Origin of the sequence: Oceanicaulis sp. (assembly GCF_965249665.1) — a bacterium.
GTDB lineage: Bacteria > Pseudomonadota > Alphaproteobacteria > Caulobacterales > Maricaulaceae > Oceanicaulis.
This window is the reverse complement of record NZ_OZ252247.1, coordinates 996,694-1,017,541: the sequence shown is the minus strand read 5'-3', so window position 1 is coordinate 1,017,541 and position 20,848 is coordinate 996,694. Positions and strand designations below refer to the sequence as shown.

Here is a 20,848-nt window from a genome sequence, read left to right as displayed (position 1 = left end):
TAAACGGAACTTCGTTATAAAACATGCGCCATGGGTGAGGGGTCAGGGATTTCCGGTGAAGCTGTGCTTCACCAAGCCGGTATGGGAGATGGGGCGGTGCCGCTGATCTTCCAGATGATGACGCACGGGCTGGTGTTTAGCGCCTATGCTCTGATCGCCGGCACGCTGATCTGGCAAATTCGGCGGAACAAAAAACTGCTGCGCCTGAAAATGGTGCGCATTGTGATTGTCTTGGCGTGTGTGGCCTCGCTGGCGCATTTGGTGGGACTGGTGTCTGCCGGGATGCCGAATCCGCGCCTGGACGCTATCATCCGATTGGTCAGCGCGGCGTTCGGTCTCTGCGGCGCGCTTTTGCTTTGGTACTGGCTGCCGCAAATGCTGGCCATGGCGCAGGAGCGACGGCTGACGCCGGTCAATATGGTCAGCCGCACCGATTTTCAGGCTTTACAGGCGAAGCTGGACCGGACGCATGCGGGACTCCAGCGCTTCGCCACAGCTGCATCGCATGATCTGCGCGCCCCGCTGCGTCATATTTCAGTCTTCGCGGGCCTGATTGAGCGCGAGGAGGGCGACCGGCTTACGCCCGCCGGTCGTGACTATCTGGGGCGTCTGAATGCGTCTGTAACTCGGATGCAGAGCTTGACGGACGCTCTTGTGGAGTATGTGCGTGCGATCAGTGCGACGCATGCGCCCTCCCGGCTGGAGTTGCGCGACATTCTCGCTTCGGTTCGCAAGGATCTGGAGCTGGACATCGAAAGCCAGAAAGCGGTGATTGAAGTCGCGCCCATGCCATCTGTCTGGGGGGATGAGCCGCTTGTCTCGATGGTCATGCATAATCTGGTCGAGAATGCGTTGAAATTCTCCAAGGATCCGCCGGTTATCAGGCTTTATGCGCGGGACGCCAAAGACGGCTGGGTGGAGATCGTTATCGAGGATGAAGGTCCTGGCGTTGATCCGCGCCAAAGCGAAATGATTTTCGACGTCCTGTTCCGCATGTCCTCCGGTCCGGTAGAGGGCGTCGGGCTGGGGCTGGCGCTCTGCCAACAGATTGTCGAGGCGGCTGGCGGGCGAATTTGGCTTGATGCGGACTATGACTCCGGGGCGCGGTTTGTGTTCACGCTGCCCGCTGCGCCTTGAGGACGACCGAAGCCGCTTGTCAGCGCGGGCCGGTGAAGGCTAGACCAGCATTCAGTGAAGAGAGTTCTGAACGCGAGCGCTGATATCCATGGAACACATGTCTCTGGCGCAGGTCCTGGTTTACCTGTTCCTCCTGATCCCGCTGCAATTGCTGGTCTATGTCATCTTTGTCGGAGTGATCCTGAGCTGGCTCATCTCGTTTAACGTGGTCAACGCGCACAACCAGCTTGTCAGCACCATCTGGCGGCTGACGAGCACCCTTACAGAGCCGTTGCTGCGTCCCATCCGTAATTTTCTGCCGCCTCTGGGCGGTTTGGATCTGTCGCCGCTTGTGCTGCTGTTGTTGATCATGTTTGTGCGCAACTGGCTGATCCTTGGACAAATCTTCCCCCGCCTCGCCTAGCGGTCTGCCCGCTCGGGCGGAACAAGGCGGCGTACGCCAGTTCGTCAGGGTTCAGCCCAAAGCGTCGCGCGCCGGTTTGCAAGCGTGTGCGCGGGCGCCGATGGGCGGGCGCGTCTGATGAGACAAAGGCGCTGCTTGACGCCGTCACGGCCATGCTTCATGACCCCGCTCCATGACCGACATCATCACGTCCTCCGACGCGGCCGCCAAGCTGATTGACGGCAAGGCCGCCGCCGCCGCCGTTGACGCCGCCGCCGCTGAGGGTGCGCGCCAGCTTGAAGCCGCCTTGGGCCGACCGCCGTGTCTGGCTGTTGTTCTGGTGGGCGATGACCCCGCCAGCCAGGTCTATGTGCGCAACAAGGGCCGCCGCACCGAAGCCGCGGGCATGCGCTCGGTGGAGCACCGCCTGCCTGCCGACGTCAGTCAGGCCGACGTCGTCGCTCTGGTGCAGGCCCTGAATGCGGACGATGAGGTCGACGGGATTCTGGTTCAATTGCCCCTGCCGAAAGGCCTTGATGAAACCGAAGTCGTCCAGACCATCCGCCCGGACAAGGATGTGGACGGGCTGACGGCTCAAAGCGCCGGCGCCTTGGTGCTGGGCGCGCCCGGCATGCGGCCCTGCACGCCGTCAGGCAGCGTCTTCCTGGCCAAGCAGGCGCTCGGTGATTTGACGGGCAAATCCGTGGTGGTCATCGGGCGCTCGATCCTGGTGGGAAAACCGGCGGCGCTGTTGTTCCTGGCGGAAAACTGCACCGTCACTCTCGCCCATTCGCGCACGCAGGACCTGCCCGCAGTCTGCCGGCAGGCGGACATTGTCATCGCGGCGGTCGGACGTCCCAATCTGGTCAAGGGCGACTGGATCAAACCCGGCGCTTGCGTCATTGACGTCGGCATCAACCGCGTCGAGGGCGAGGCGGGTAAATCCCGCCTCGTGGGCGATGTGGATTTTGATCAGGCTATTAAAACCGCAGGTTTCATCACACCGGTGCCCGGGGGCGTGGGGCCGATGACGATCGCCATGCTGCTTGCAAACACGGTCGCTGCTGCCGCCAGGCGTGCGCATGTATCTGTGCCAGATAGCGTCAAAGATGTTTTGCCGGGTTAAAGTCTGCTTAAGCATGCATCCAGTAGTTTAGCGCCTAGCAGGAGAGAGTGATGCCGCAGCCCTTGTCGGTTCTTCATGTGGAAGATGACTTCGCAGACGCGATGCTGCTCCAGCATGTGCTGTGCGATGCGGGCGGCTACGACATGGAGCTTCAGGTCGTCCGGACACTGCGGGATGCGCGCTTCAAGCTGTCTCGCAATTCCTATGACCTGATCATCGCGGATTTGCGGCTGCCCGACTCCACGCGCCCCAATGAGACGGTCAGTTTGCTCGAGCAGCAGGCCAAGGGGACGCCGATTCTGGTGCTGAGCGGATCAGCAGGCGTGGACTCCCATGGCACCGGCGATCAGGTGAAATTCCTCGACAAGAATGATTTCCTGAACAGAGATCTCGACGAGAAAAGCCAGGAATTGCTGTTCTGGGTTAAAAGCACGGCGCAGGGACAAGACGAAGGTATTGATCTTGATGATTCATCAGGAACTTACGAGATCTGACCTGTAGGTGACTGGACGTAGAAGGCGCAGGGCCTATCTGCGGATCCATGACTGATTTAGCGACATTTCCAGACGGATTTCGCGCCCTGATCGTGGGTGCGTCCGGTGGCGTGGGGCGGGCTCTCACCACGCAGCTTGTGGCTCATCCAAGGTGTGCAACAGTGTTTGCAGCCAGCCGCACGGGCGTCGATATCGCGGGCGTCCGGCCCTTGTCGATGGACTATGACAATCCGAACTCTGTTGAAGATGCGGTCGGGGCGGCCGCTGAGGATGGTCCGCTTCATCTGGTGATCGTCGCCAGCGGGGTTTTGGTGGATGGCGCGGGGCGCGGGCCTGAAAAATCCTGGCGCCAGATTGATGCCGATCACATGATGGACGTGTTCAAAGTCAACACGCTCGGCCCGGCTCTGGTGGCGCGCAGCGCTCTGGACACGCTGGCGCGAGGCAACAAAGACGCTCCGGAGAAGGCTGTGTTCGCGGCTCTTTCAGCGCGCGTGGGCTCCATATCGGACAATCGCCTGGGGGGCTGGCACAGCTATCGCGCCTCCAAGGCGGCGTTGAACCAGATCCTGAAAACCTGCGCCATAGAGCTCGCGCGTAAACGCCCCCACGCCGCCTGCATCGGCTTGCATCCCGGTACGGTGGACACGTCCCTGTCAGAGCCTTTTCAGGGCAATGTGCCCGATGGAAAGCTATTCACGCCCGAATTCAGCGCTGCCCGTTTGCTGGAGGTCGTCGATCAGGTGACAGCGGATCAGAGCGGCTGCGTTTTTGACTGGGCGGCCGAGATTATCGACCCTTAAGCGCTTGAGCTTTTTGCCTGGAGCGGTTTTCCTTCCTGCCTGACGCATTCAGGGAGGACATTATGACACCACACATCGACCCCGCTCGCGAAGCGTTCGCGCTGTTCAAGGATTTGCCGCGCGACGAACCGATTCACATGCTCAACCTGTTGCGATTGCGTGAAAAAGCCGCTTATCCCGATGGGCGCGATGTGAGCGGGTTTGAGGCCTACAAGACCTATGGTCAGACCTCAGGCCCGATTTTCAAACGTGTGGGCGGTACGATTGTCTGGCGCGGCGCGCCGCAACTCACCTTGATCGGTCCGTCAGATGAGAGCTGGCACCTGTCATTTGTCGCCGCCTATCCCAATGCCGCTGCCTTTCTGGAGATGGTGACCGATCCCGTCTACCAAGGTGAGGCTGTGCCGCACCGACAAGCGGCTGTGCTCGACAGCCGTCTGGTGCGGCACCAACCGCTGGATCTGATCTCGGAATTCAGCTGAGACCGTCTTTGAGAAGACCCAGCTGCATCGCCATCCGCACCAGATGCGACAGGCTACGCGCCTGCATCTTCTCCACCACGCGCGCCCGGTGAATCTCCACCGTCCGGGCGCTGATGCCCAGCTTGTGCGCCACCACTTTGTTGGGGTGACCTGCGGCGACTTCGATCAGGACTTCGGATTCGCGCGGGGTGAGATGTTCAAATCGCTCGGCCAGGGACGCCAGCGCCTGGCTAGCTTCAGCTTTTTCCTGGCCCGCTTGCAGCGCCAGCTCGACGCTTTCAAAGAGGCGCTCTTCTTCGTACGGCTTTTCAATGAAGTCGAGAGCGCCAGCCTGCATGGCGCGTACAGCCATGGGCAAATCCCCATGCCCGGTGACAATGATCACGGGCAAGGTGGAATTGCGTGCGCTGAGTTCTTCTTGAACCTGCAGACCCGAGAGGCCCGGCATGCGCACATCCAGCACCGCGCAGCCCGCCCAGTCGGGCGCATAGTCGTTGAGGAAGGCTTCGCCGCTGTCGAAGGTCTTCACCTCATGACCGGCGGAGAGCAGAAGCGCCTCCAGGGATTCGCGGGCGGCGGCGTCATCATCAACCACGTACACGAAGGGGGTGATATCGGTCATGCTCGGTCTCCTGGCGTAATGACGGGCAGGCAGAAGCGAAAGACTGCACCGCCATCGGGGCGGTTCTCTGCATGGATTTCGCCGTCATGGTCTGAGATGATGGAATGGCAGATCGACAGACCCACGCCCATGCCATCGGATTTACTGGTGTTGAAGGGCTGAAACAGTTTCGCCTGCTGGGCGCGCGACAGGCCGGGGCCCTGGTCGGCGACCTCGACCCAGATCTGCTCATTGCTGCTCCAGCACGCCACATTGATGACGCCCTGCCCCTGTTCGCTCATGGCTTCGGCGGCGTTGCGGATCAGGTTGAGCAAGACTTGCTGAATATTGACCCGCTGCAGCAAGGTATGCGGCGCGTCCGGATCCAGCTCGCACGACAGGGACAATCCGGCGGCGGCGATCGCCGGCTCGATCAGGGGCAGCGTGTCATGGATCACATCATAGGGGCTGGCGAACTCGGTCTCTGACTCCCCCTTGTCGAGGAAGGTGCGCAAGGAGCGGATGATTTCACCGGCGCGGGACGCTTGTGAGATCGCCTTCTCGACCATTTGAAGGGTGCGGGATTCGCCGTCAAACTCGGTTTTTGAGAGGCGGCGCGCGGCGGCGAGATAGTTCATCACCGCTGACAAAGGCTGGTTCAGCTCATGCGCCATGGCCGAGGCCATCTCCCCCATGGCGCTGACGCGGGAGACATGGTGCAGTTCGCTTTGCAACGCCCGCGCGCGCGCTTCAATCTCGCGCCGGACGCTCAGATCGGTGGCCAGAACCAACAGCCCGGTCCGGTTGGCGTATCGGATGCGGCTGGCGGACAATCGCACGGGAATGCGGTCGCCATCGACTGTGACCGCGAACGGCGTTTCGGTTTCCGCCGCGCCCTCGCGCTGGACCTTGCGCCAGAAGGCCTCGATTTCACCGGGCGCGCCGACAAACAGGTCTTCGGCGCGCAACATGCGTAATTGCGCTTCGCTATAGCCGAACAGCTCACACGTTCGCTTGTTCTCATCGAGGACGAAGCAGGTCTCCGCATCGATCAGGAAGCCGGCGGCGTTTGAGCCGTCAAACATGGCGCGATAGCGCTGCTCGCTGTCGCGCAAGTCCTGCTCGGCGCGTTTGCGTTCTGTGATATCGCGAAACGACACCACCGCCCCCGCGATCCGGCCGTTATCCCAAATCGGCGTGCTGACATATTCCACCGGGAAGGGCGTGCCATCCTTGCGCCAGAACACATCGTCATAGATCCGGTGGATCTTGCCGTCGCGTGTGGCCTCGTGGATGGGGCATTCGCAACTGGGAAAGTGCCGGCCGTCAGCATGGGTATGGTGCACCAGCTCATGCAGGTTGCGGCCCAGCATCTCTTCTACCGAATAACCTGACATGCGCGCGGCTGCGGGATTCACGAACGTTGAGATCCCATGTTCGTCAATCCCGTAAATCCCGTCGCCAGACGCCATCAAGATCAGATCGCGCTGGCGGCGGAACACGTCAGCCGGATTGTCGTCCGAGGTTTGGTGTGTGTCAGACATGCGTATGTCATACCCCTCTGACGGTCTTTTTAGACCAGAAACTTCAAATCTGACGAGAAGGTTGGATACGCATAGGTCATGGTCGCCAGATCGGTCGCGGTCAAACCGGTCTTCATCGCGAGGGTGAACAGATGGATCACTTCTTCCGCGCCATGCCCGGCCAGATGCGCGCCCAGAATGTGTCCGGTTTGTGGGTCAATCAGCACCTTGGAGAACGCGATGGCCTCAGCATAGGTCTTGGCGGAGCGCCAGTCGCGCAAATCGTTGACTTTCACGACCGGATCATAGCCTGCCGCCCTGGCCGCAGCTTCATCCAGACCGACGCTGGCGATCGCGGGGACCGTGTAGACAGCTGACGGGATTGTTGAATAATCGGGTTTGGCGTTCGCACCCGTAATGGCGTTTTCGCCAGCAATCCGACCTTCATAACTGGCGACCGGGCTGAGCTGAGGCGAGGTCGCCAGCGCATCGCCCGCTACATAGACGCTGTCGTTTGAGACGCTGCGCAAATGGGCGTCCACCTCAATGCGGCCGCGATCCGCTTTGATATCGCCCGCTTTAAGATCCAGCGATTCAACCGCCGGGCGACGCCCGGCGCCATTGACCACCAGATCGGCGTTCAACACGACGGTTTCATCGCCGATGACGGTCTCAACCAGAAAGGCGTCATCGTCTTGATCAATGGACTGGACCGTAACGCCGGTATGGATCGTGACGCCCAGGCTGCGGGTGTAGTCCACCAGCGTCTCCACCATGTCCGGATCCAGACGCGGCAGAACCCGCGGCGCCGCTTCCAGGATTGTCACCCGTGCGCCAGCGCGGATCAGAACATGGGCGAATTCAAGTGCGATGACGCCGCCGCCAATGAAGATCACTTCATCCGGCAGGGTTTCCAGCGTCAGCAAGTCGTCACTGGTCACTGTATGCGACCAGCCCTTGATCGGCAGGACTGCAGGCTCGGATCCGGTGGCGATGACGATCTTGTCGGCCGTATAGGTTTCGCCCTCCACCTCAACAGCGTTTGGGCCGATGAAGGCCGCCTTGCCTGTGACAAGCGTCATGCCTCGATTGAGGATCGAGGATTTGAACATATCCGGCACGCCGTCCACAAATGTGCGCTCGCGCCGGATCAGGGCCGGCCAGTCGAGCTGGACCTCGCCCGTGGTGATGGCGTGCTCGCCCGCGCGGGCGATGACATCCAGACTGGCGGCGGCGGCGACCAGCACTTTCTTGGGGACGCAGCCGCGAATGGCGCAGGTGCCGCCTACGTCACGCGATTCAATCAAGGTGACGGATTTGCCTTCGCGATGTGCGATTCCGGCGGCGGCCATGCCGGCGTTTCCAGTGCCGAGAACCAGAAGGTCTGAGTGTTGGGTCATGGGTCAGTCTCGCAATGTGTGTGGGGTCAGGCCGAGCTGCGCACGCCGGCGCGACGCAGGGCTTTGACTTCAGACAGCAGGTCCAGAAGCCGGGTTTGCAAAATGTCGGTAGGGTCGAAGTTTCGGTCGGTGAAGCAGTGATAGCGCATCACGCTGCGCGCCAGAGCAAAGCCGGCGGCGGCGGACGCCAGCGTCAAAAGGCTGAACGGGGCGATGTTCACCCAGCCCCAGAACCGGATCAGGCCAGCACTCAACGCCAGTCCGGCGGCCAGGCTGAACAGGTTCAGGGCGGCCAGAGACAGGCCCGCCCAGTCCCGGTCACGCTGGATCACTTCCACATGGCGCCATTCAAACACCACGTCCTGTACACCTTCTATCACGTATTGATCGTCATCGCGGGCCAGGCGCTCCGCCGCGATGGAGGCGCGCATGTTTACCCGGCGAAACAGCCGATCAAGCCCGTTATGGGTTTCAAGCCAGACGGCGCCTTCGGACAGGGACAGTCCCAGCCCGCCCACGCATGTCGCGCTGAGCACCGCCGTGCGGGTCTCGACGCCCAAGGCGTACAGCGTGACCAGCACCAAGGCGTAGAGGGCCCCGGCCAGCGGCAGGGTCAGTCCATGCATCAGCATCCAGCGCCGGTAAGCGCGCTCGAATTCGGTGTCGGACGGGCGGGCGGGACGGGTCATGATCTACTCCCGGAAACGGGGGAGGCGGAGGCTAGAGCCGCCGCTCATCCTCCCTGATCGCAATATCGTTGACGCTGGATTCGCGACGGCGCATCAGTCCGTCCGTGTCGAACTCCCATTGTTCATTGCCGTGCGAGCGAAACCATTGGCCGGTCTCGGCCTGCTTCCACTCATAAAAGAACGCGACGGAGATACGATTACCGGTGAAGGCCCACAGCTCTTTCTTGAGCTTGTAATGCTGCTCGCGAGACCATTTCTCGCGCAAGAAAGCCTTGATGGCGTCGCGTCCCTTGAAGAACTGATCGCGATTGCGCCATTCGGAGTCTTCTGAATAGGCCAGCGCCACCCGTTCGGGATCGCGACTGTTCCAGGCGTCTTCGGCAAATTGTACTTTGGCCCGTGCGGTTTCTTCTGTGAACGGGGGGAGGAGTGGGGTGGCCATATGTTATCTGTTCTTGTGTGTTGAAGCCAAAATGAGGGCCCGGCGGCGATGGGGGACGACCGCCGGACCCTCTTAGGACCCGTCCCTCGTGGAGGGGCAGACATTCAGGACGGGGGTTGGGTTAGCGGCTGTAGGCCGCGGTGATGGCGGTCACCGTTTCATCGGTGTCGCCCACATGATTGGCGATCATCCGGAAATTGGTCATGGCGGCGGCGTATCCGTCATAACCGGGCACCTGGGCGGCGGCGGTGGCGTCGGTGACGACCAGCACTTCAAAGCCCTGCTCGATCAGCTCGCGCATATGGGATTCGGTGCACAGATTGGCCGACATGCCCGCCAGGATCACCCGGTCCACATTCTGTTTGCGCAATTGCAGGACCAGATCGTTGGTCTCCGGGCCATAGACCTTGTGGGGCGAGGTGACGACGGTGTGATCGTGTTCGATATGGTGACGGTACTCTTCCAGCCAGTCCGCGCCCGAGCCTTCAAAGCCTTCCAGATCAAGAGGGCCGGCGCGATCAAACATGCCGATGGAGTGCATCAGCGCTTCCAGAGCGCCTTCAAAACGCCATTCATGGTCATGCTCATAGTAATAGTGCGGCGACACGAAGACTGGCATGCCAACCTCGTGGGCGGTCTCAAACAGGCGCCCGATATTCTCCACCGTGCCGTTTTCCGTGACGTTCTGACCGACGACGCCCCAGGTGACGCCATCGGGGCTGAGAAAGTCATTTTGCGGGTCGGTGACAACCAGGGCGGTGACGCCACGCTCGATCTGCATGCCCGGATCGGGCAGCTGGGCCAGAGCCTGACCGGCGAATAGCGCGACGCTGGCGGCTGCGCCCGTCAGCACAGTGCGGGAGAGGGTTTTATAAACACGCATGGTCCGTATCCTTTATCTGCGAGCAAGGACGTCTCCGGGGGGAAGAGAATGCTTGCTCTGGGACAAGAGATACGCATGGGCGGGCCCGTCCATAATTCGGTTTAGTGCGTAAGGGGAAGTGCCTAGTCCTAGGCCCCAAACGCCAACATGGCGCCCGCCAGATCCGAATCGAAAACGCGATCTTTACCTCGTTTTGCTTAGCTGTCGCGAAAAGGGGAGAGACGCTTGAGCGGCCTGTTTGAAATCCTGATCGCCATAACCAGCCTCTCGGCGGGTGCGATCCTGTATTTGAATCTGCGCCACATGTCGCGCTTGCGGCGGGGCAGTCAGCTGATCGTCGGCGGATTGCTGGTGATTGGTATGTCGGCCCTGATCGATTCCTCAAATGGGTTCGTGCCGTATACGCCTGGTCAGCTCGAGCCGGTTCATGACTGGATCGAAGGGGTGTCTTACACCGGCGACATTCTGGGTTTGTTTCTGATCAGCGTCGGTTTTTTCCGATGGCTGCCGCTTCTGCGCCGCGTCGACAGTGAAGTGACAGCGCGCAAGGCGGCCGAGCAAAGCTTGCAGCGAACCCTTGATCGCTCGCGCGAGCTCAACCAGCTCAAACGCGAACTGGCTCAGGACCATCTCAATAAAGGGTGGGATTACAACCATATGACGCGTCAGGTGGTTCAGCGGCTCGCTACGGCTCTGGATGTGGATGAAGCGGGTTTGTGGCTGTTTTCAGAGGACCATAGCGCCTTGCGCCCGTATTGCGTCTGGAGCCCGAAAGAGGGTGAAATATTCAATGCGCCGAGATTGACCGAGCATAAGGCGCCCGCCGCCTTTCGGTTCGCCAGCCAGGGCGCCTATATCGATGCGGCCGACATTGTCGCCGCACACGAAGACGCCCGGACGTTGGGTCAGGCGCTGCACCAGGTTTCAGAGGGCGCCGTGCTCGCCGCCCCAATCTTGCAAGAACACAGCGTCAGCGGCGTTCTGAGCATATGCATGAAGGGCGAACGCCATGAGTGGACGCCTGAAGAACAAGCGCTGATCTATGCGCTCGCCAATTACATCGTCGTGGCGGAGCTGGTGCTCAACGCCCGCACTTTGGCGCAAAGCGCGCGCGATGCGCAAAGCGCCGCAGAGCGAGCCAGCGAGGCGAAAACCGAATTCGTCGCCAATGTCAGTCATGAATTGCGAACCCCATTGAATGGCATGCTGGGGCTGGTGCGGGTCTTGTCTGAAGCGGAGCTTGAGCCAGCGCTGCGCGACAAGGTCGAGCTCCTGAAAGTGACAGGCGACCAGCTGTTGCGTGTTCTCAACGATCTTTTGGATCTGTCACGCCTGGAAGCGGGCCGGTTCCAGCTCGAACCTGAGGCCACGGACCCGACGCGCCTGCTGAATGAAGTCAGCATGCTGTTCCGACCAAGCGCTGAGGAGAAGGGCCTCAGCCTGGACGAAGAGATCGTCGCACTGCCCGCCAGCGTGGAACTGGATCAGACGCGGTTTCGCCAGTGCGTATTCAACCTGTTGTCCAATGCAATCAAGTTCACGCAATCAGGCGGCGTCAGCTTGCACGCCCAGGCTCAAACTGTGTCGAAGGCTCAGTGTCGCATCACGGTCTCCGTCAAGGATACAGGACCCGGGATCAAACCTGATGAGATCGACAAACTGTTTAACCGGTTCGAGCAGATCGGCGGTGAAGCGGGGTCGCAAAAGAGCGCGGGCTCTGGGCTGGGTCTGGTGATCACGCGCGAGCTGGCGCGCCGGATGGGCGGTGATGTCACGATTGAGAGCCGGCCAGGCGAGGGGGCCTGCTTCACGCTGACTGTGATTGCTGGCGTGAGTACGGATGAAGCGGGCGCCGCGAGGGATGCCGACGCATCCCAGCCCGTCACGGCGACATTGGCAGGTGCGCGTGTCTTGCTGGTGGATGATAACGACATCAACCGCATGGTTGCACGGTTCATGGTGGAGCCGACGGGCGCGGACGTAATTGAAGCCGCTTCCGGCGCGCAAGCGCTCAGACTGTTTTCAGACGATCCTTTTGACCTGGTGCTGCTGGACGCCAGCATGCCGGTCATGTCCGGGGAAGAAACGCTCAAGCGTTTGCGCGCCATGAATAAGGCGGGGGCGCGCGTTCCTGTCATCGCGTTGACCGCCCATGCCGGACAGGGAGAGCGCCAACGCTTCCTCGCCATGGGCATGGATGACTATATCCCCAAACCCATTATCGAAGACGACTTGATCGCCGCTTGCGAACGCTGTCTGAAACGCGCCCACCCCGCGTGACCGTCGCCCTCAGGTTCGCAAGGCCAAAGGCCGCCCGCAGCTTCAGTGAGGATCGACAGAGCGGAGCGAGGGAGAACAGCGCCCGAACCTTCCGGTTCGCAAGGCCAAAGGCCGCCCGCAGCTTCAGCGAGGATCGACAGAGCGGAGCGAGGGAGAACAGCGCCCGAACCTTCCGGTTCGCAAGGCCAAAGGCCGCCCGCAGCTTCAGCGAGGATCGACTGAGCGGAGCGAGGGAGAACAGCGCCCGAACCTTCCGGTTCGCAAGGCCAAAGGCCGCCCGCAGCTTCAGCGAGGATCGACTGAGCGGATGCGAGGGAGAACAGGAAAGAAGTGGTGCCGCATAGGTGACTCGAACACCTGACCCCATCATTACGAATGATGTGCTCTACCAACTGAGCTAATGCGGCGCCGGAACCAGGCGAAAGCCTGCCTCAGAGGGCGCGGAAACTAGCCTTGAACGGCGATGGGGGCAAGCCGGTTTTGCCAGCTGCAATGAGTCTGGCTCAGCGTTTTCTGAACGCCTTGACTTGCTCGACGATCGGCGCGGCCAGAGCGTCGAAAAAGCTGCTCAGGTGATCGGCTGGCCGTGCCGCCGCTGCGTCATTGCGGATCAGGATGTCGGCGTAGGCCTTGTTGGGCGAGGTCCATTCATGATGCATGGGTCGCACCGTCCGCAAATACTGGTGCACGACCGAATGCGAGGTTCGGCCCCGCTCATTCACATCGCGCAGCAGTCGGCGGGCCAGGCGGATATCGTCCGGCGCCGAGACATAGACCTTGAGATCCAGACAGTCACGAACGGCGGCGTCACAGAACAAATGAATGCCTTCCACGATGATCACGTCCGCGGGCGCGATGGTGCGCGTATCGCTGCGGCGGCGATGGATGGTGAAATCGTAGATGGGCCCTTTGATGGTCTTGCCGGTTTTCAGAGTGGCAAGATGCTTGGCCAGCAGTGCATGGTCGCGCGCCTGCGGGTGGTCAAAGTTGAAGTCTGACGGGTCGAAATCGGGCTTGGAGCCGTGATCCGCGTAATAATCGTCTTCAGAGAGAACCAGAGCGCTAATCGGGTTGGCGGCGCGCGCCGTAGAGCGCGCGATTTCGGTCTTGCCCGAAGCCGAACCTCCGGTCACGCCAATGATGAGGCGCGGGCGAGCTGAAGCAGATGCGGTCATAAGCGCTGAGAAACCCTAGGTGTCACGGTCAGAGGCGCCGGGATCGTCCGGCGCGGGTCCGGGTACATAAAAGTTCGGACCGGCTTTGTCCTCTGTCTCACTGCGCTTGCTCGCATCGTTTACAGTGGCGCGCGCTGCGATCAGCATGGCTTCGGGCGCCGCGGCGGCGGCGATCTCATAGCGCTCATGGCGGGGGTGGATCAAAACCGCGTGTCGGCCCCAGCTGTCCACCATGCGTTTCCAGTCCGCATCGGTATAGAGAAACGCCTGGCCGTCTTCATTGATGTCGGACCAGTCTGCTTCCGCCGGTGCGTGGGAGGCGCGCGCCATCCAGCGTTGAGCTTCCGCGTCTTGATCCTCGAGCTTGGCGAGACGGGCGGCGAGGGCGCAAGCACGCGCGGAGACCGGCCCGGTCTCCAGAACCGGTTTCAGGGCGGTGTGCGCGGCTTCGCGATTGCCTTGGTCCAGCGCGGTTTCAAGCAGCAGTAACTGGCTCTCGCGATGATCAGGATTGAGCGCAGCCAGCTCTCGCAGGCGTTCGGCGCGTTTCGCCTTGGTGTCCGAGCGGCGCAGGCTGGCGAAGGCGCGCGCCAGCGCCGGGTGCGGTGCGTGCTCCCAGGCGGTTTCCAGAACATCTGCGGCGCGGCGATGGCGACGATGGGCGGCGAGCAACCGGCCCGCCAGCTCAGCGGCGGGCGCAAATCCCGGCGAGGCGGTCGCGGCGCGATCCGCGAGTTTGGCGGCCAGCTCGGCATCGGTCGCTTCGATCCGGCGCGCTTCGGCGGTCAGAAGCACGGCGCGCATGCGGGCGGCTTCGGCGCGATCAACATGGCCGCGACGCTCGCCTTCGCTCAGCGTGGTCTCCGCTTTGGCCCATTGGGCGGCGTTCACCTGGGCTTCAAACAAGGCGTCAAACGCCCAGCGGGCTTGTCCCGCCTGATCAAAGGCGTCAGACGCATGGGTGAGCAGGGCTTGGGAATCAGACCGGTTCTGGGCGATGCCCACCAGCCCCCGCTGGGCGACCAGTCGGGTTTTTGAATCCGCCAGCATCGCTTCGTAATGAATCTGCGCGCTGTCCAGATCGCCCGCCGCTTCCGCCGCCCGCGCCGCCAGGAGGCGCGACAGGGCGGGACGATCAAGCAAGGCTTCGGCGCGGGAGGCTTGTCGGACGGCCAGATCGCCTTGTCCGGCGGCGGAGGCGATCAGCGCGCGTTCAAGCGCGTCAAAGCCCTGATCACGACGACGGCGCAGAGAAAAGCGCTTCCACGCGTCCGGCGCGGCCCAAAGCTTGGCGATCACCCACCAGGCGACGACCAGCAAGAAGGTGGCGACCAGCAGGGCGCCCAGAGCGAGCGCAAACGGCGCCTGGGCGTTTATGCCCAGAAAGTCGATGGTCACGACGCCCGGATTGAGCGTCAGGAAAACCGCCAGCATGGCGGTCAGCACGCACAAGATGACGGTGAGGATCAGGCGGATCATGGCTTATCGCGCTCCGTCTTGCTCGGCTTGCCGGTTCAGCGCGTCACGCATGTCATTGAGCACAGCGTTCAGGGCCTCGCGCGTGCGCGCCTCGGTCAGCCAGCTCTCTAGCGGGGCCTCAGCGGCGCCTGCGTCCAGTGCTTCGGTTTCCTGGATTGCCTGGCTCAGCGCGCCTTGCTCCAATAGTGCGACAATCCGGTCGGCGGCGCCGTGATCATCGCCAGCGCGGCGTACTTCGATCACACCCCAGAAGCGCTGGGTCTGACCCAAGGCTTCGCGGACCTCCTGGGCCGGGAAGCTGTCTGTGAGATCACCAAGTGTGGGCGCGCCGGTGCGCGCAGGTTCTGTCAGCGCGACCAGATGGGCGCGGTTCGGCCAGATCTGGCTCAGCATGGCGTATTCCATGGCGAAGGGTTGGGCCTGGACCGCAGCTTCGGCGAGGTCTGAAAAAGCCAGCGCCTGCCGCGCCAAAGAGACCGAAGCCGTCTGCGTCTGGCCGGTTTGTGTCTCCAGCCCTTCAATCAGGTTTTCGAGCGCTTGCACCCGCGCCGCCAGGGCCTGGGTCTCGCCCGATCCAGCTTGCAGGTCGCGCACCGAGCTTTGAAGGGCTGCAAGATCAAGGCGAAGCGCGGAGAGGGCGTCAGGAGACACGCCGCTCGTCTGGGGCGCCGGGCGGTCATTCGGTTGCGCGAGCGCTTGTTGCAGGGCCGATTGCGCCGTCTGTGCGGCCGCGAGCGCGGTCTGGACATCGTCAGCTAGGGTGTTGAGTTGGCGTTCAAGGCGCTCCAGCCGCGCAGTGAGCTGATCGCCGAGACTCGCGTCGCCTTCAGCGCCGGGCTCGAGCGCTTCAAGATCGGTGCGCAAGGTCGCAACGTCACGGATCAGCTGTTCAAATGCGTCGGTGCGCAGCGGCGCGCCGGCGGTGTCTTCCTCGACGGTTTCCAGTCGGTTCTGAAACGCAGTGAGTTGATCAGCTGTGGCTGTCTGGGTTTCCAACGCCTCGATCCGGCTGATCAGGGCGGGGTCCATGGCTCCGTCCCCGGACGCAGGAAGATACCGGCCCAGAACCCAGCCCGCGCCGCCGCCCACGCCCGCCGCCAGCACGGTCAGGCCGATAAAGGCGAGGACAGGCGTTTTGCCGCCAGACTTGGCGACTTTTGGTTTTTTGGTCTTGGATTGTCGGCCTGAGCCGCTGCTATCCGGCGCGGGCTCAAACTCGGCGTCGACCGGCTCTGCAGCGTCTGGGCGAGAAGTGTCGGCGCTCATGATGTCCTCGGGGCGGGGCCAGTTGTTCGTGGCGGCAAGTCTAGGCTGCGTCGGATCGCGGCGCCACCGTCAGCGCGTTTCGCCGCACTGCTTTTCCAGCGCCTCACACAGCGCGTCTTCATCCGGCTGCGCTGCGATGCTCAGCCTTGAAACGCCTTGGTGGCGCAAAGGTTCAGCCGCAGCCTCCGAGATCGCGATGACAGGCGCCGTGCGCAGAGCTTCAGTCCGGCCCGCCATCTGCGCCAGCGCCCAGAAGCGTTCGGCTCCCTTGGCGGAGTGGACCAGCACGCAGGCTTGAGCACCAAGGGCCTGCCAGACCCTGTCCGGCAGCGTGGCGACAGGTTCGGCGGCGTAGAGGATTTCAGACCGTGCGCTCACGCCGTGCGCTCTCAGATCCGCGCTGAGATCACCGGTTTGATCAAGCCCGCGCACGTGGAGAACCTCGCCGTGCGGCGCCTGCTTGGCGATCAGCGCCAGCAGGTCACGCGCGTCGCCGTCTGCGCTGGTTACGTGATGAAAGCCCGCCCCTGACAGGCGCTCAGCGGTCACCGCGCCAACCGCAGCCACGGGTATGGCGCGCTCCTTGGTCGCCTTCGCCAGACAGGTTGCGCCAAAGGGGCTTGTGACTGCGATCAGGCCGACCCCTTCCAGGTCCAGCGAAACGTCGCGCGCCGTTAATCTCGCGGTCGCGGCGTTGATCGCTTCAAAGCCGCGTTCGCTTAACGCCGCGCAAGTGCGGGTCGCGCCGGGTTCAGCCCGGGTGACCAGAACACAGGGTTTGGGCGTCGCGCCCATGATCAGCCGGTCTCGGCGACGATGCGCGCCAGCGCATCCCCGCCCGCCCGTTTCACTTCAAGGCCCAGCTCATAGCCCAAGAGCCGCGCCGCGCCGGCGTCAAGCTCGGGCAATTGTGTGCGGGTTTCATTCGCCCAGCGTTTGGCGCCGTCCGGGGTCAGAGCTTCCCCGCGCAGATGAATCTCCAGACCCTCCAGCGTCGCGTGAGCGGCGATGGGCGTACGACATGATCCGTCCAGGGCCTGGAGAAAGCCGCGTTCCGCGGCGATACAGATCTGGGTGGTGAGATGATTGAGCGGCTCCAGCGCTTTGCGCGCTTCGTCATCGTCGGAACGGATCTCGATCCCCACCGCGCCTTGCGCGGGCGCCGGGATGACGGCTGACAGCTCCAGCGGCGGCAGCTCAGCTTGTTCGCGACCCAGACGTCGCAAGCCGGCGCGAGCCAGGAAGGTCGCGTCCATCTCGCCCGAGCGCAGCTTTTCAAGCCGGGTATCCACATTGCCGCGCAGCAGGACGATGTTGAGGTCCGGACGCAAGGCCAAGGCCTGAGATTGCCGACGGATCGAGGCGGTGCCCAGCGTTGCGCCTTGGGGCAGATCTTCGATACGGCTGATCCCGTCGCGGGTCAGAAGGGTGTCGCGCGGATCCTCGCGCTCCAGAACGCAGGCGATTTCGAGCCCATCAGGCAGGGTGGTCGGCACGTCTTTCATGGAGTGCACGGCGAACCGCGCCTTGCCGTCCAGCAGTGCGCGCTCAAGCTCCTTGGTGAACAGGCCTTTGCCGCCCGCCAGTAACAGCGCGCGATCGGTAATCTTGTCGCCTGTGGTGGTCAGGCCCAGAATCGGAAAGCTGTCTTCGGGCTCTTTTTCGCCATGGGCGCGGGCCAGACGCGCCTGAACGTCCCGGGTTTGCGCCAGGGCCAGGGGCGAGGTGCGGGTCGCAATCGGCATATTGAACAGGTTCACGACAGACGCACTCCTTCACGCGCTTCAAGGTCTCGCCAGCAGAGGCTGATGATTGCGCCGAAACGCCAGCGAGGGTACTGCAAGGTCATGGCGTTATCCCATGATCAAGTCCACCCGCAACCGGGCGCGGCGCCGCAGGGCGTTTTAACCGTGCTCGGTCTGGAATCGAGCTGCGATGATACGGCCGCCGCCGTGCTGCGCCGTCATGGCGATGGCCGCATCGAAATTCTGGCCGAAGCGGTGGTGGGACAAAACAGCGCCCATGCTCCGTTTGGCGGCGTGGTGCCCGAGATCGCCGCCCGCGCCCATGCCGAGCGCATGGACGGTCTGGCTGAAGGCGTGCTGCAAGAGGCGGGGCTCAGCCCGTTTGATCTCGATGGCGTCGCAGCGACCGCCGGGCCGGGCCTGATCGGCGGGGTGATGGCCGCGCTGATGACCGCCAAAGGCATTGCGCTGGGCGCAAACCTGCCTTTGCTGGCGGTGAACCATCTGGAGGGTCATGCCCTGTCGCCGCGACTGACGCAGGCTTTGGCCTTTCCCTATTTGCTGCTTCTGGTGTCAGGCGGGCATACCCAGCTGGTCATCGTGGAAGGCGTAGGCCGGATGACGCGCCTCGGCTCTACGCTCGATGATGCGGCGGGCGAAGCTTTTGACAAGACCGCCAAGGTCATGGGGCTGGGCTTTCCTGGCGGCCCGGCGGTGGAACGCTTTGCGCAAGACGCTGAAGCCCCGGACCGGTTTCCCCTGCCGATAATGCTGGCCCGCGACACGTCCTGTAACTTCTCGTTCGCGGGCCTGAAGACTGCCGCGCGCCGACACTGGGACAGCCTTGAGGCGCCCGATGATCGTGATCGGGCCGATCTCGCCGCATCCATGCAGGCTGCGATCGCGCGCCATCTGGCGCAACGCGCCGGACGGGCGATGGAGATGTTCAAAAGCCGCTTTGAGTCTTTGGACAGTCCATTGCCGCTGGTGGCGGCGGGCGGGGTGGCGTCCAACACCGCCGTGCGCGAGGCGCTGGAGGCTGAAGCGCAGCGTCTTGGGTTCGCGCTGATTGCACCACCGCTGAAATACTGCACCGATAACGCGGCGATGATCGCGCTGGCGGGTGCGGAGCGATTGGCGTTAGGTCTGACCGACGGGCTCGACGCCGCTGCGCGGCCACGCTGGCCGCTGGATCAGGACGCGGCTGCACATGATCCCGCCAGCGGGTCGGGCCGAAAAGGGCCCAAAGCGTAAGCGTGCGAATGAAGGGGACGGACATGGCGCGTTATCAAACCATCGGCGTGATCGGCGCGGGCGCCTGGGGCACTGCGCTCGCCCAGTCTGCGGCTCAGGCGGGCCGCTCTGTGACGATCTGGGCCTATGAGCCGGAAGTGGTCGAGGCGATCAACACCGCTCATGAAAACACGGTCTTCCTGCCCGGCGCGCCGCTCAACCCCTCCATCACCGCCAGCTCTGATCCGGCTGATTTGTCGGATTGCGACGCCTTCTTGATGGTTTCGCCCGCCCAGCACGCCCGCGGCATCCTTACGCGGTTTGCGCCTCAGATTGCACAAGGCGCGCCGGTGCTTTTATGCGCTAAGGGGTTTGAGCGAGAGAGCCTGGCTTTGATGACGGATGTCCTGCGTGAGACCGTGCCGCACGCGGTTCCCGCCGTATTGTCCGGCCCCAGTTTTGCGATTGATGTGGCCAAAGGCCTGCCGACGGCGGTGACCCTGGCGTGTGAAGATCAGGGCATGGGTGAAGCGCTGATGGAGGCGGTGGGCTCGCACACTTTCCGCCCTTATTGGTCCAGCGATCTGATCGGCGCGGAAGTGGGCGGTTCGGTCAAAAACGTGCTCGCCATCGCCGCGGGCATTGTGGAAGGCCGGGGCTTGGGTAAATCGGCCCATGCGGCGCTGATTGCTCGCGGCTTCGCCGAGATGACCCGACTGGGTCTGGCTTTGGGGGCGAAACGTGAAACCCTGACCGGGCTGTGCGGGCTGGGGGATCTGGTTCTGACCTGCTCCTCGCCGCAATCACGCAATATGTCGTGCGGGCTGGCGCTCGGGCAAGGCCAGACGCTGGAGAGCGTTCTGGGCGCGCGGAAGGCCGTGACTGAGGGTGTGGCGACGGCGCCCGCTGTCGTGGCGCTGGCGAAGAAACACGCTGTTGAGATGCCGATCTGCGCCGCCGTGGATGCTGTGTTGGCGGGCCGGATCAGCGTTGATGACGCGATCACCGCGCTGCTCAATCGCCCGTTCGGGCCTGAAACTGACTGATCAGGAAAAAACTTATGCTGTTTGCCGTGACTTGCACCGACCGTCTGGGCGCGCTGTATATGCGCTTGAAGCACCGTTCCGAGCATCTGCTTTGGGCGTCGGCGGAGGATTCTCCCGTCAAGATGGCGGGGCCGCTCTTGAGCGCGGAGGGCGATCCCGTTGGCTCGCTTCTGATCGTCGAGGCCGAAGATGAAGCGGCGCTGCGCGATATTCTGGCGACGGATCCTTACGCCAAGGCGGACCTGTTTTCAGACGTGTTCTGGATCCCGTTCAAATGGACCGTGAAGGCGCCGGAGGGTCTGTAATGTCAGACGCCGAAACCGTCATGCCCGAACCGGGCACAGTGCTGAAAACCCTGAGCGATATTCCCGATCCGGGGGGGCTGCCCGCTGATTTTGCGCCCACGCCCATCGTTGTGCTGCGGTCAGGGGAGACCGTGACGGCGTATCTCAATGTCTGCCCGCATGCGGGTCGGCCATTCTCGCTGCCCTCGGGCAAGACTTTGGTCAGCGAAGGCCGGTTTCTCGTCTGCCCGTTTCATGGCGCGAGTTTTGACGTGACGACAGGCGCCTGTGTGGGCGGGCCTGCGGGCAAAGCCAGTCTCAAACCGGTTGCAGTGACGGTGGTGGACGGTCAGGTGGTGGCGGCTTGAAGCCGCCGGG

The 20,848-nt window shown here is 62.8% G+C and carries 21 protein-coding genes, 1 tRNA gene and 1 pseudogene; 11 read left to right on the top strand and 12 right to left on the bottom strand.

Annotated features, from left to right (window positions below; translation table 11 throughout):
* Positions 1-30 precede the first annotated feature (30 nt).
* The 6 genes from ACP154_RS04755 to ACP154_RS04730 all read left to right on the top strand — a co-directional run bounded on the left by ACP154_RS04755 (position 31) and on the right by ACP154_RS04730 (position 4,424).
* On the top strand, positions 31-1,137 hold the full coding sequence (locus tag ACP154_RS04755) for a sensor histidine kinase (RefSeq protein ID WP_421856114.1): 1,107 nt from the start codon (positions 31-33) through the stop codon (positions 1,135-1,137).
* Positions 1,138-1,225: 88 nt separating this feature from the next.
* Entirely contained in the window at positions 1,226-1,540 is a 315-nt protein-coding gene (locus ACP154_RS04750; protein WP_107711885.1) for a YggT family protein, read from the top strand.
* A gap of 172 nt (positions 1,541-1,712) precedes the next feature.
* Entirely contained in the window at positions 1,713-2,645 is a 933-nt protein-coding gene (gene folD, locus ACP154_RS04745) for a bifunctional methylenetetrahydrofolate dehydrogenase/methenyltetrahydrofolate cyclohydrolase FolD (RefSeq protein WP_421856117.1), read from the top strand.
* 50 nt (positions 2,646-2,695) lie between these two features.
* Positions 2,696-3,139, top strand: a complete 444-nt coding sequence (locus ACP154_RS04740; protein ID WP_421856120.1) for a response regulator — start codon at positions 2,696-2,698, stop codon at positions 3,137-3,139.
* A 47-nt stretch (positions 3,140-3,186) separates the two neighbouring features.
* Complete coding sequence (locus ACP154_RS04735) at positions 3,187-3,942, top strand: SDR family NAD(P)-dependent oxidoreductase (RefSeq protein WP_421856123.1); 756 nt, start codon at positions 3,187-3,189, stop codon at positions 3,940-3,942.
* A gap of 62 nt (positions 3,943-4,004) precedes the next feature.
* Entirely contained in the window at positions 4,005-4,424 is a 420-nt protein-coding gene (locus tag ACP154_RS04730) for a DUF1330 domain-containing protein (RefSeq protein ID WP_107711881.1), read from the top strand.
* On the opposite strand, the gene ACP154_RS04725 is transcribed toward ACP154_RS04730, so the two are convergent.
* The 6 genes from ACP154_RS04725 to ACP154_RS04700 form a co-directional block, all read right to left on the bottom strand.
* Positions 4,417-5,046 carry a response regulator transcription factor gene (locus ACP154_RS04725; RefSeq protein WP_421856126.1) on the bottom strand — a complete coding sequence of 210 codons (630 nt, stop codon included), beginning with the start codon at positions 5,044-5,046 and terminating at the stop codon, positions 4,417-4,419. The genes ACP154_RS04730 and ACP154_RS04725 overlap by 8 nt on opposite strands.
* The gene (locus tag ACP154_RS04720) at positions 5,043-6,569 is read right to left on the bottom strand and encodes a PAS domain-containing sensor histidine kinase (protein ID WP_421856129.1); all 1,527 of its coding nucleotides are present in this window, start codon (positions 6,567-6,569) and stop codon (positions 5,043-5,045) included. Before ACP154_RS04720 ends, ACP154_RS04725 begins: the two co-directional genes overlap by 4 nt.
* Positions 6,570-6,598: 29 nt before the next feature.
* The gene (locus tag ACP154_RS04715) at positions 6,599-7,948 is read right to left on the bottom strand and encodes a dihydrolipoyl dehydrogenase family protein (protein ID WP_421856132.1); all 1,350 of its coding nucleotides are present in this window, start codon (positions 7,946-7,948) and stop codon (positions 6,599-6,601) included.
* A gap of 26 nt (positions 7,949-7,974) precedes the next feature.
* A complete protein-coding gene (locus tag ACP154_RS04710) occupies positions 7,975-8,637 on the bottom strand; it encodes a hypothetical protein (protein ID WP_107711877.1) in 663 nt (220 codons plus the stop codon).
* Positions 8,638-8,668: 31 nt separating this feature from the next.
* A complete protein-coding gene (locus ACP154_RS04705) occupies positions 8,669-9,079 on the bottom strand; it encodes a nuclear transport factor 2 family protein (RefSeq protein ID WP_421856135.1) in 411 nt (136 codons plus the stop codon).
* Positions 9,080-9,200: 121 nt separating this feature from the next.
* Complete coding sequence (locus tag ACP154_RS04700) at positions 9,201-9,962, bottom strand: cysteine hydrolase (RefSeq protein WP_421856138.1); 762 nt, start codon at positions 9,960-9,962, stop codon at positions 9,201-9,203.
* A gap of 225 nt (positions 9,963-10,187) precedes the next feature.
* Here ACP154_RS04700 and ACP154_RS04695 point away from each other — a divergent pair, with 225 nt between their 5' ends.
* Positions 10,188-12,242 carry an ATP-binding protein gene (locus ACP154_RS04695; RefSeq protein ID WP_421856142.1) on the top strand — a complete coding sequence of 685 codons (2,055 nt, stop codon included), beginning with the start codon at positions 10,188-10,190 and terminating at the stop codon, positions 12,240-12,242.
* Positions 12,243-12,573: 331 nt separating this feature from the next.
* Here ACP154_RS04695 and ACP154_RS04690 read toward each other — a convergent pair.
* From ACP154_RS04690 to hemC, 6 genes and pseudogenes are all read right to left on the bottom strand, one after another.
* Positions 12,574-12,649: transfer RNA gene (locus ACP154_RS04690), tRNA-Thr, on the bottom strand.
* Between the two features lie 96 nt (positions 12,650-12,745).
* On the bottom strand, positions 12,746-13,417 hold the full coding sequence (gene udk / locus ACP154_RS04685; protein ID WP_421856145.1) for a uridine kinase: 672 nt from the start codon (positions 13,415-13,417) through the stop codon (positions 12,746-12,748).
* Positions 13,418-14,512: 1,095 nt separating this feature from the next.
* Positions 14,513-14,851 (bottom strand): annotated as a pseudogene (locus ACP154_RS04680) (heme biosynthesis HemY N-terminal domain-containing protein); the annotation flags it as partial.
* Between the two features lie 48 nt (positions 14,852-14,899).
* Positions 14,900-16,162, bottom strand: a complete 1,263-nt coding sequence (locus ACP154_RS04675; RefSeq protein WP_421856148.1) for a hypothetical protein — start codon at positions 16,160-16,162, stop codon at positions 14,900-14,902.
* 69 nt (positions 16,163-16,231) lie between these two features.
* A complete protein-coding gene (locus ACP154_RS04670) occupies positions 16,232-16,957 on the bottom strand; it encodes a uroporphyrinogen-III synthase (protein ID WP_421856151.1) in 726 nt (241 codons plus the stop codon).
* A gap of 2 nt (positions 16,958-16,959) precedes the next feature.
* A complete protein-coding gene (gene hemC, locus ACP154_RS04665; RefSeq protein WP_421856153.1) occupies positions 16,960-17,922 on the bottom strand; it encodes a hydroxymethylbilane synthase in 963 nt (320 codons plus the stop codon).
* Between the two features lie 87 nt (positions 17,923-18,009).
* Here hemC and tsaD point away from each other — a divergent pair, with 87 nt between their 5' ends.
* From tsaD to ACP154_RS04645, 4 genes are read left to right on the top strand one after another with little or no spacing between them, the layout of a single operon-like run.
* On the top strand, positions 18,010-19,161 hold the full coding sequence (gene tsaD, locus ACP154_RS04660; protein WP_421856156.1) for a tRNA (adenosine(37)-N6)-threonylcarbamoyltransferase complex transferase subunit TsaD: 1,152 nt from the start codon (positions 18,010-18,012) through the stop codon (positions 19,159-19,161).
* 23 nt (positions 19,162-19,184) lie between these two features.
* The gene (locus tag ACP154_RS04655) at positions 19,185-20,186 is read left to right on the top strand and encodes an NAD(P)H-dependent glycerol-3-phosphate dehydrogenase (RefSeq protein WP_421856159.1); all 1,002 of its coding nucleotides are present in this window, start codon (positions 19,185-19,187) and stop codon (positions 20,184-20,186) included.
* Between the two features lie 14 nt (positions 20,187-20,200).
* Positions 20,201-20,491, top strand: a complete 291-nt coding sequence (locus ACP154_RS04650) for a YciI family protein (RefSeq protein WP_421856162.1) — start codon at positions 20,201-20,203, stop codon at positions 20,489-20,491.
* Entirely contained in the window at positions 20,491-20,838 is a 348-nt protein-coding gene (locus tag ACP154_RS04645; protein WP_421856165.1) for a Rieske (2Fe-2S) protein, read from the top strand. Before ACP154_RS04650 ends, ACP154_RS04645 begins: the two co-directional genes overlap by 1 nt.
* Positions 20,839-20,848 lie beyond the last annotated feature (10 nt).

What these genes read in the sequence shown, in the direction of transcription:
- ACP154_RS04755 (WP_421856114.1), top strand. Translation starts at nt 31, where the DNA reads ATGGGTGAGGGGTCAGGGATTTCCGGTGAAGCTGTGCTTCACCAAGCC.
- ACP154_RS04750 (WP_107711885.1), top strand. Translation starts at nt 1,226, where the DNA reads ATGGAACACATGTCTCTGGCGCAGGTCCTGGTTTACCTGTTCCTCCTG.
- folD (WP_421856117.1), top strand. Translation starts at nt 1,713, where the DNA reads ATGACCGACATCATCACGTCCTCCGACGCGGCCGCCAAGCTGATTGAC.
- ACP154_RS04740 (WP_421856120.1), top strand. Translation starts at nt 2,696, where the DNA reads ATGCCGCAGCCCTTGTCGGTTCTTCATGTGGAAGATGACTTCGCAGAC.
- ACP154_RS04735 (WP_421856123.1), top strand. Translation starts at nt 3,187, where the DNA reads ATGACTGATTTAGCGACATTTCCAGACGGATTTCGCGCCCTGATCGTG.
- ACP154_RS04730 (WP_107711881.1), top strand. Translation starts at nt 4,005, where the DNA reads ATGACACCACACATCGACCCCGCTCGCGAAGCGTTCGCGCTGTTCAAG.
- ACP154_RS04725 (WP_421856126.1), bottom strand. Translation starts at nt 5,046, where the DNA reads ATGACCGATATCACCCCCTTCGTGTACGTGGTTGATGATGACGCCGCC.
- ACP154_RS04720 (WP_421856129.1), bottom strand. Translation starts at nt 6,569, where the DNA reads ATGTCTGACACACACCAAACCTCGGACGACAATCCGGCTGACGTGTTC.
- ACP154_RS04715 (WP_421856132.1), bottom strand. Translation starts at nt 7,948, where the DNA reads ATGACCCAACACTCAGACCTTCTGGTTCTCGGCACTGGAAACGCCGGC.
- ACP154_RS04710 (WP_107711877.1), bottom strand. Translation starts at nt 8,637, where the DNA reads ATGACCCGTCCCGCCCGCCCGTCCGACACCGAATTCGAGCGCGCTTAC.
- ACP154_RS04705 (WP_421856135.1), bottom strand. Translation starts at nt 9,079, where the DNA reads ATGGCCACCCCACTCCTCCCCCCGTTCACAGAAGAAACCGCACGGGCC.
- ACP154_RS04700 (WP_421856138.1), bottom strand. Translation starts at nt 9,962, where the DNA reads ATGCGTGTTTATAAAACCCTCTCCCGCACTGTGCTGACGGGCGCAGCC.
- udk (WP_421856145.1), bottom strand. Translation starts at nt 13,417, where the DNA reads ATGACCGCATCTGCTTCAGCTCGCCCGCGCCTCATCATTGGCGTGACC.
- ACP154_RS04675 (WP_421856148.1), bottom strand. Translation starts at nt 16,162, where the DNA reads ATGAGCGCCGACACTTCTCGCCCAGACGCTGCAGAGCCGGTCGACGCC.
- ACP154_RS04670 (WP_421856151.1), bottom strand. Translation starts at nt 16,957, where the DNA reads ATGGGCGCGACGCCCAAACCCTGTGTTCTGGTCACCCGGGCTGAACCC.
- tsaD (WP_421856156.1), top strand. Translation starts at nt 18,010, where the DNA reads ATGGCGTTATCCCATGATCAAGTCCACCCGCAACCGGGCGCGGCGCCG.
- ACP154_RS04655 (WP_421856159.1), top strand. Translation starts at nt 19,185, where the DNA reads ATGGCGCGTTATCAAACCATCGGCGTGATCGGCGCGGGCGCCTGGGGC.
- ACP154_RS04650 (WP_421856162.1), top strand. Translation starts at nt 20,201, where the DNA reads ATGCTGTTTGCCGTGACTTGCACCGACCGTCTGGGCGCGCTGTATATG.
- ACP154_RS04645 (WP_421856165.1), top strand. Translation starts at nt 20,491, where the DNA reads ATGTCAGACGCCGAAACCGTCATGCCCGAACCGGGCACAGTGCTGAAA.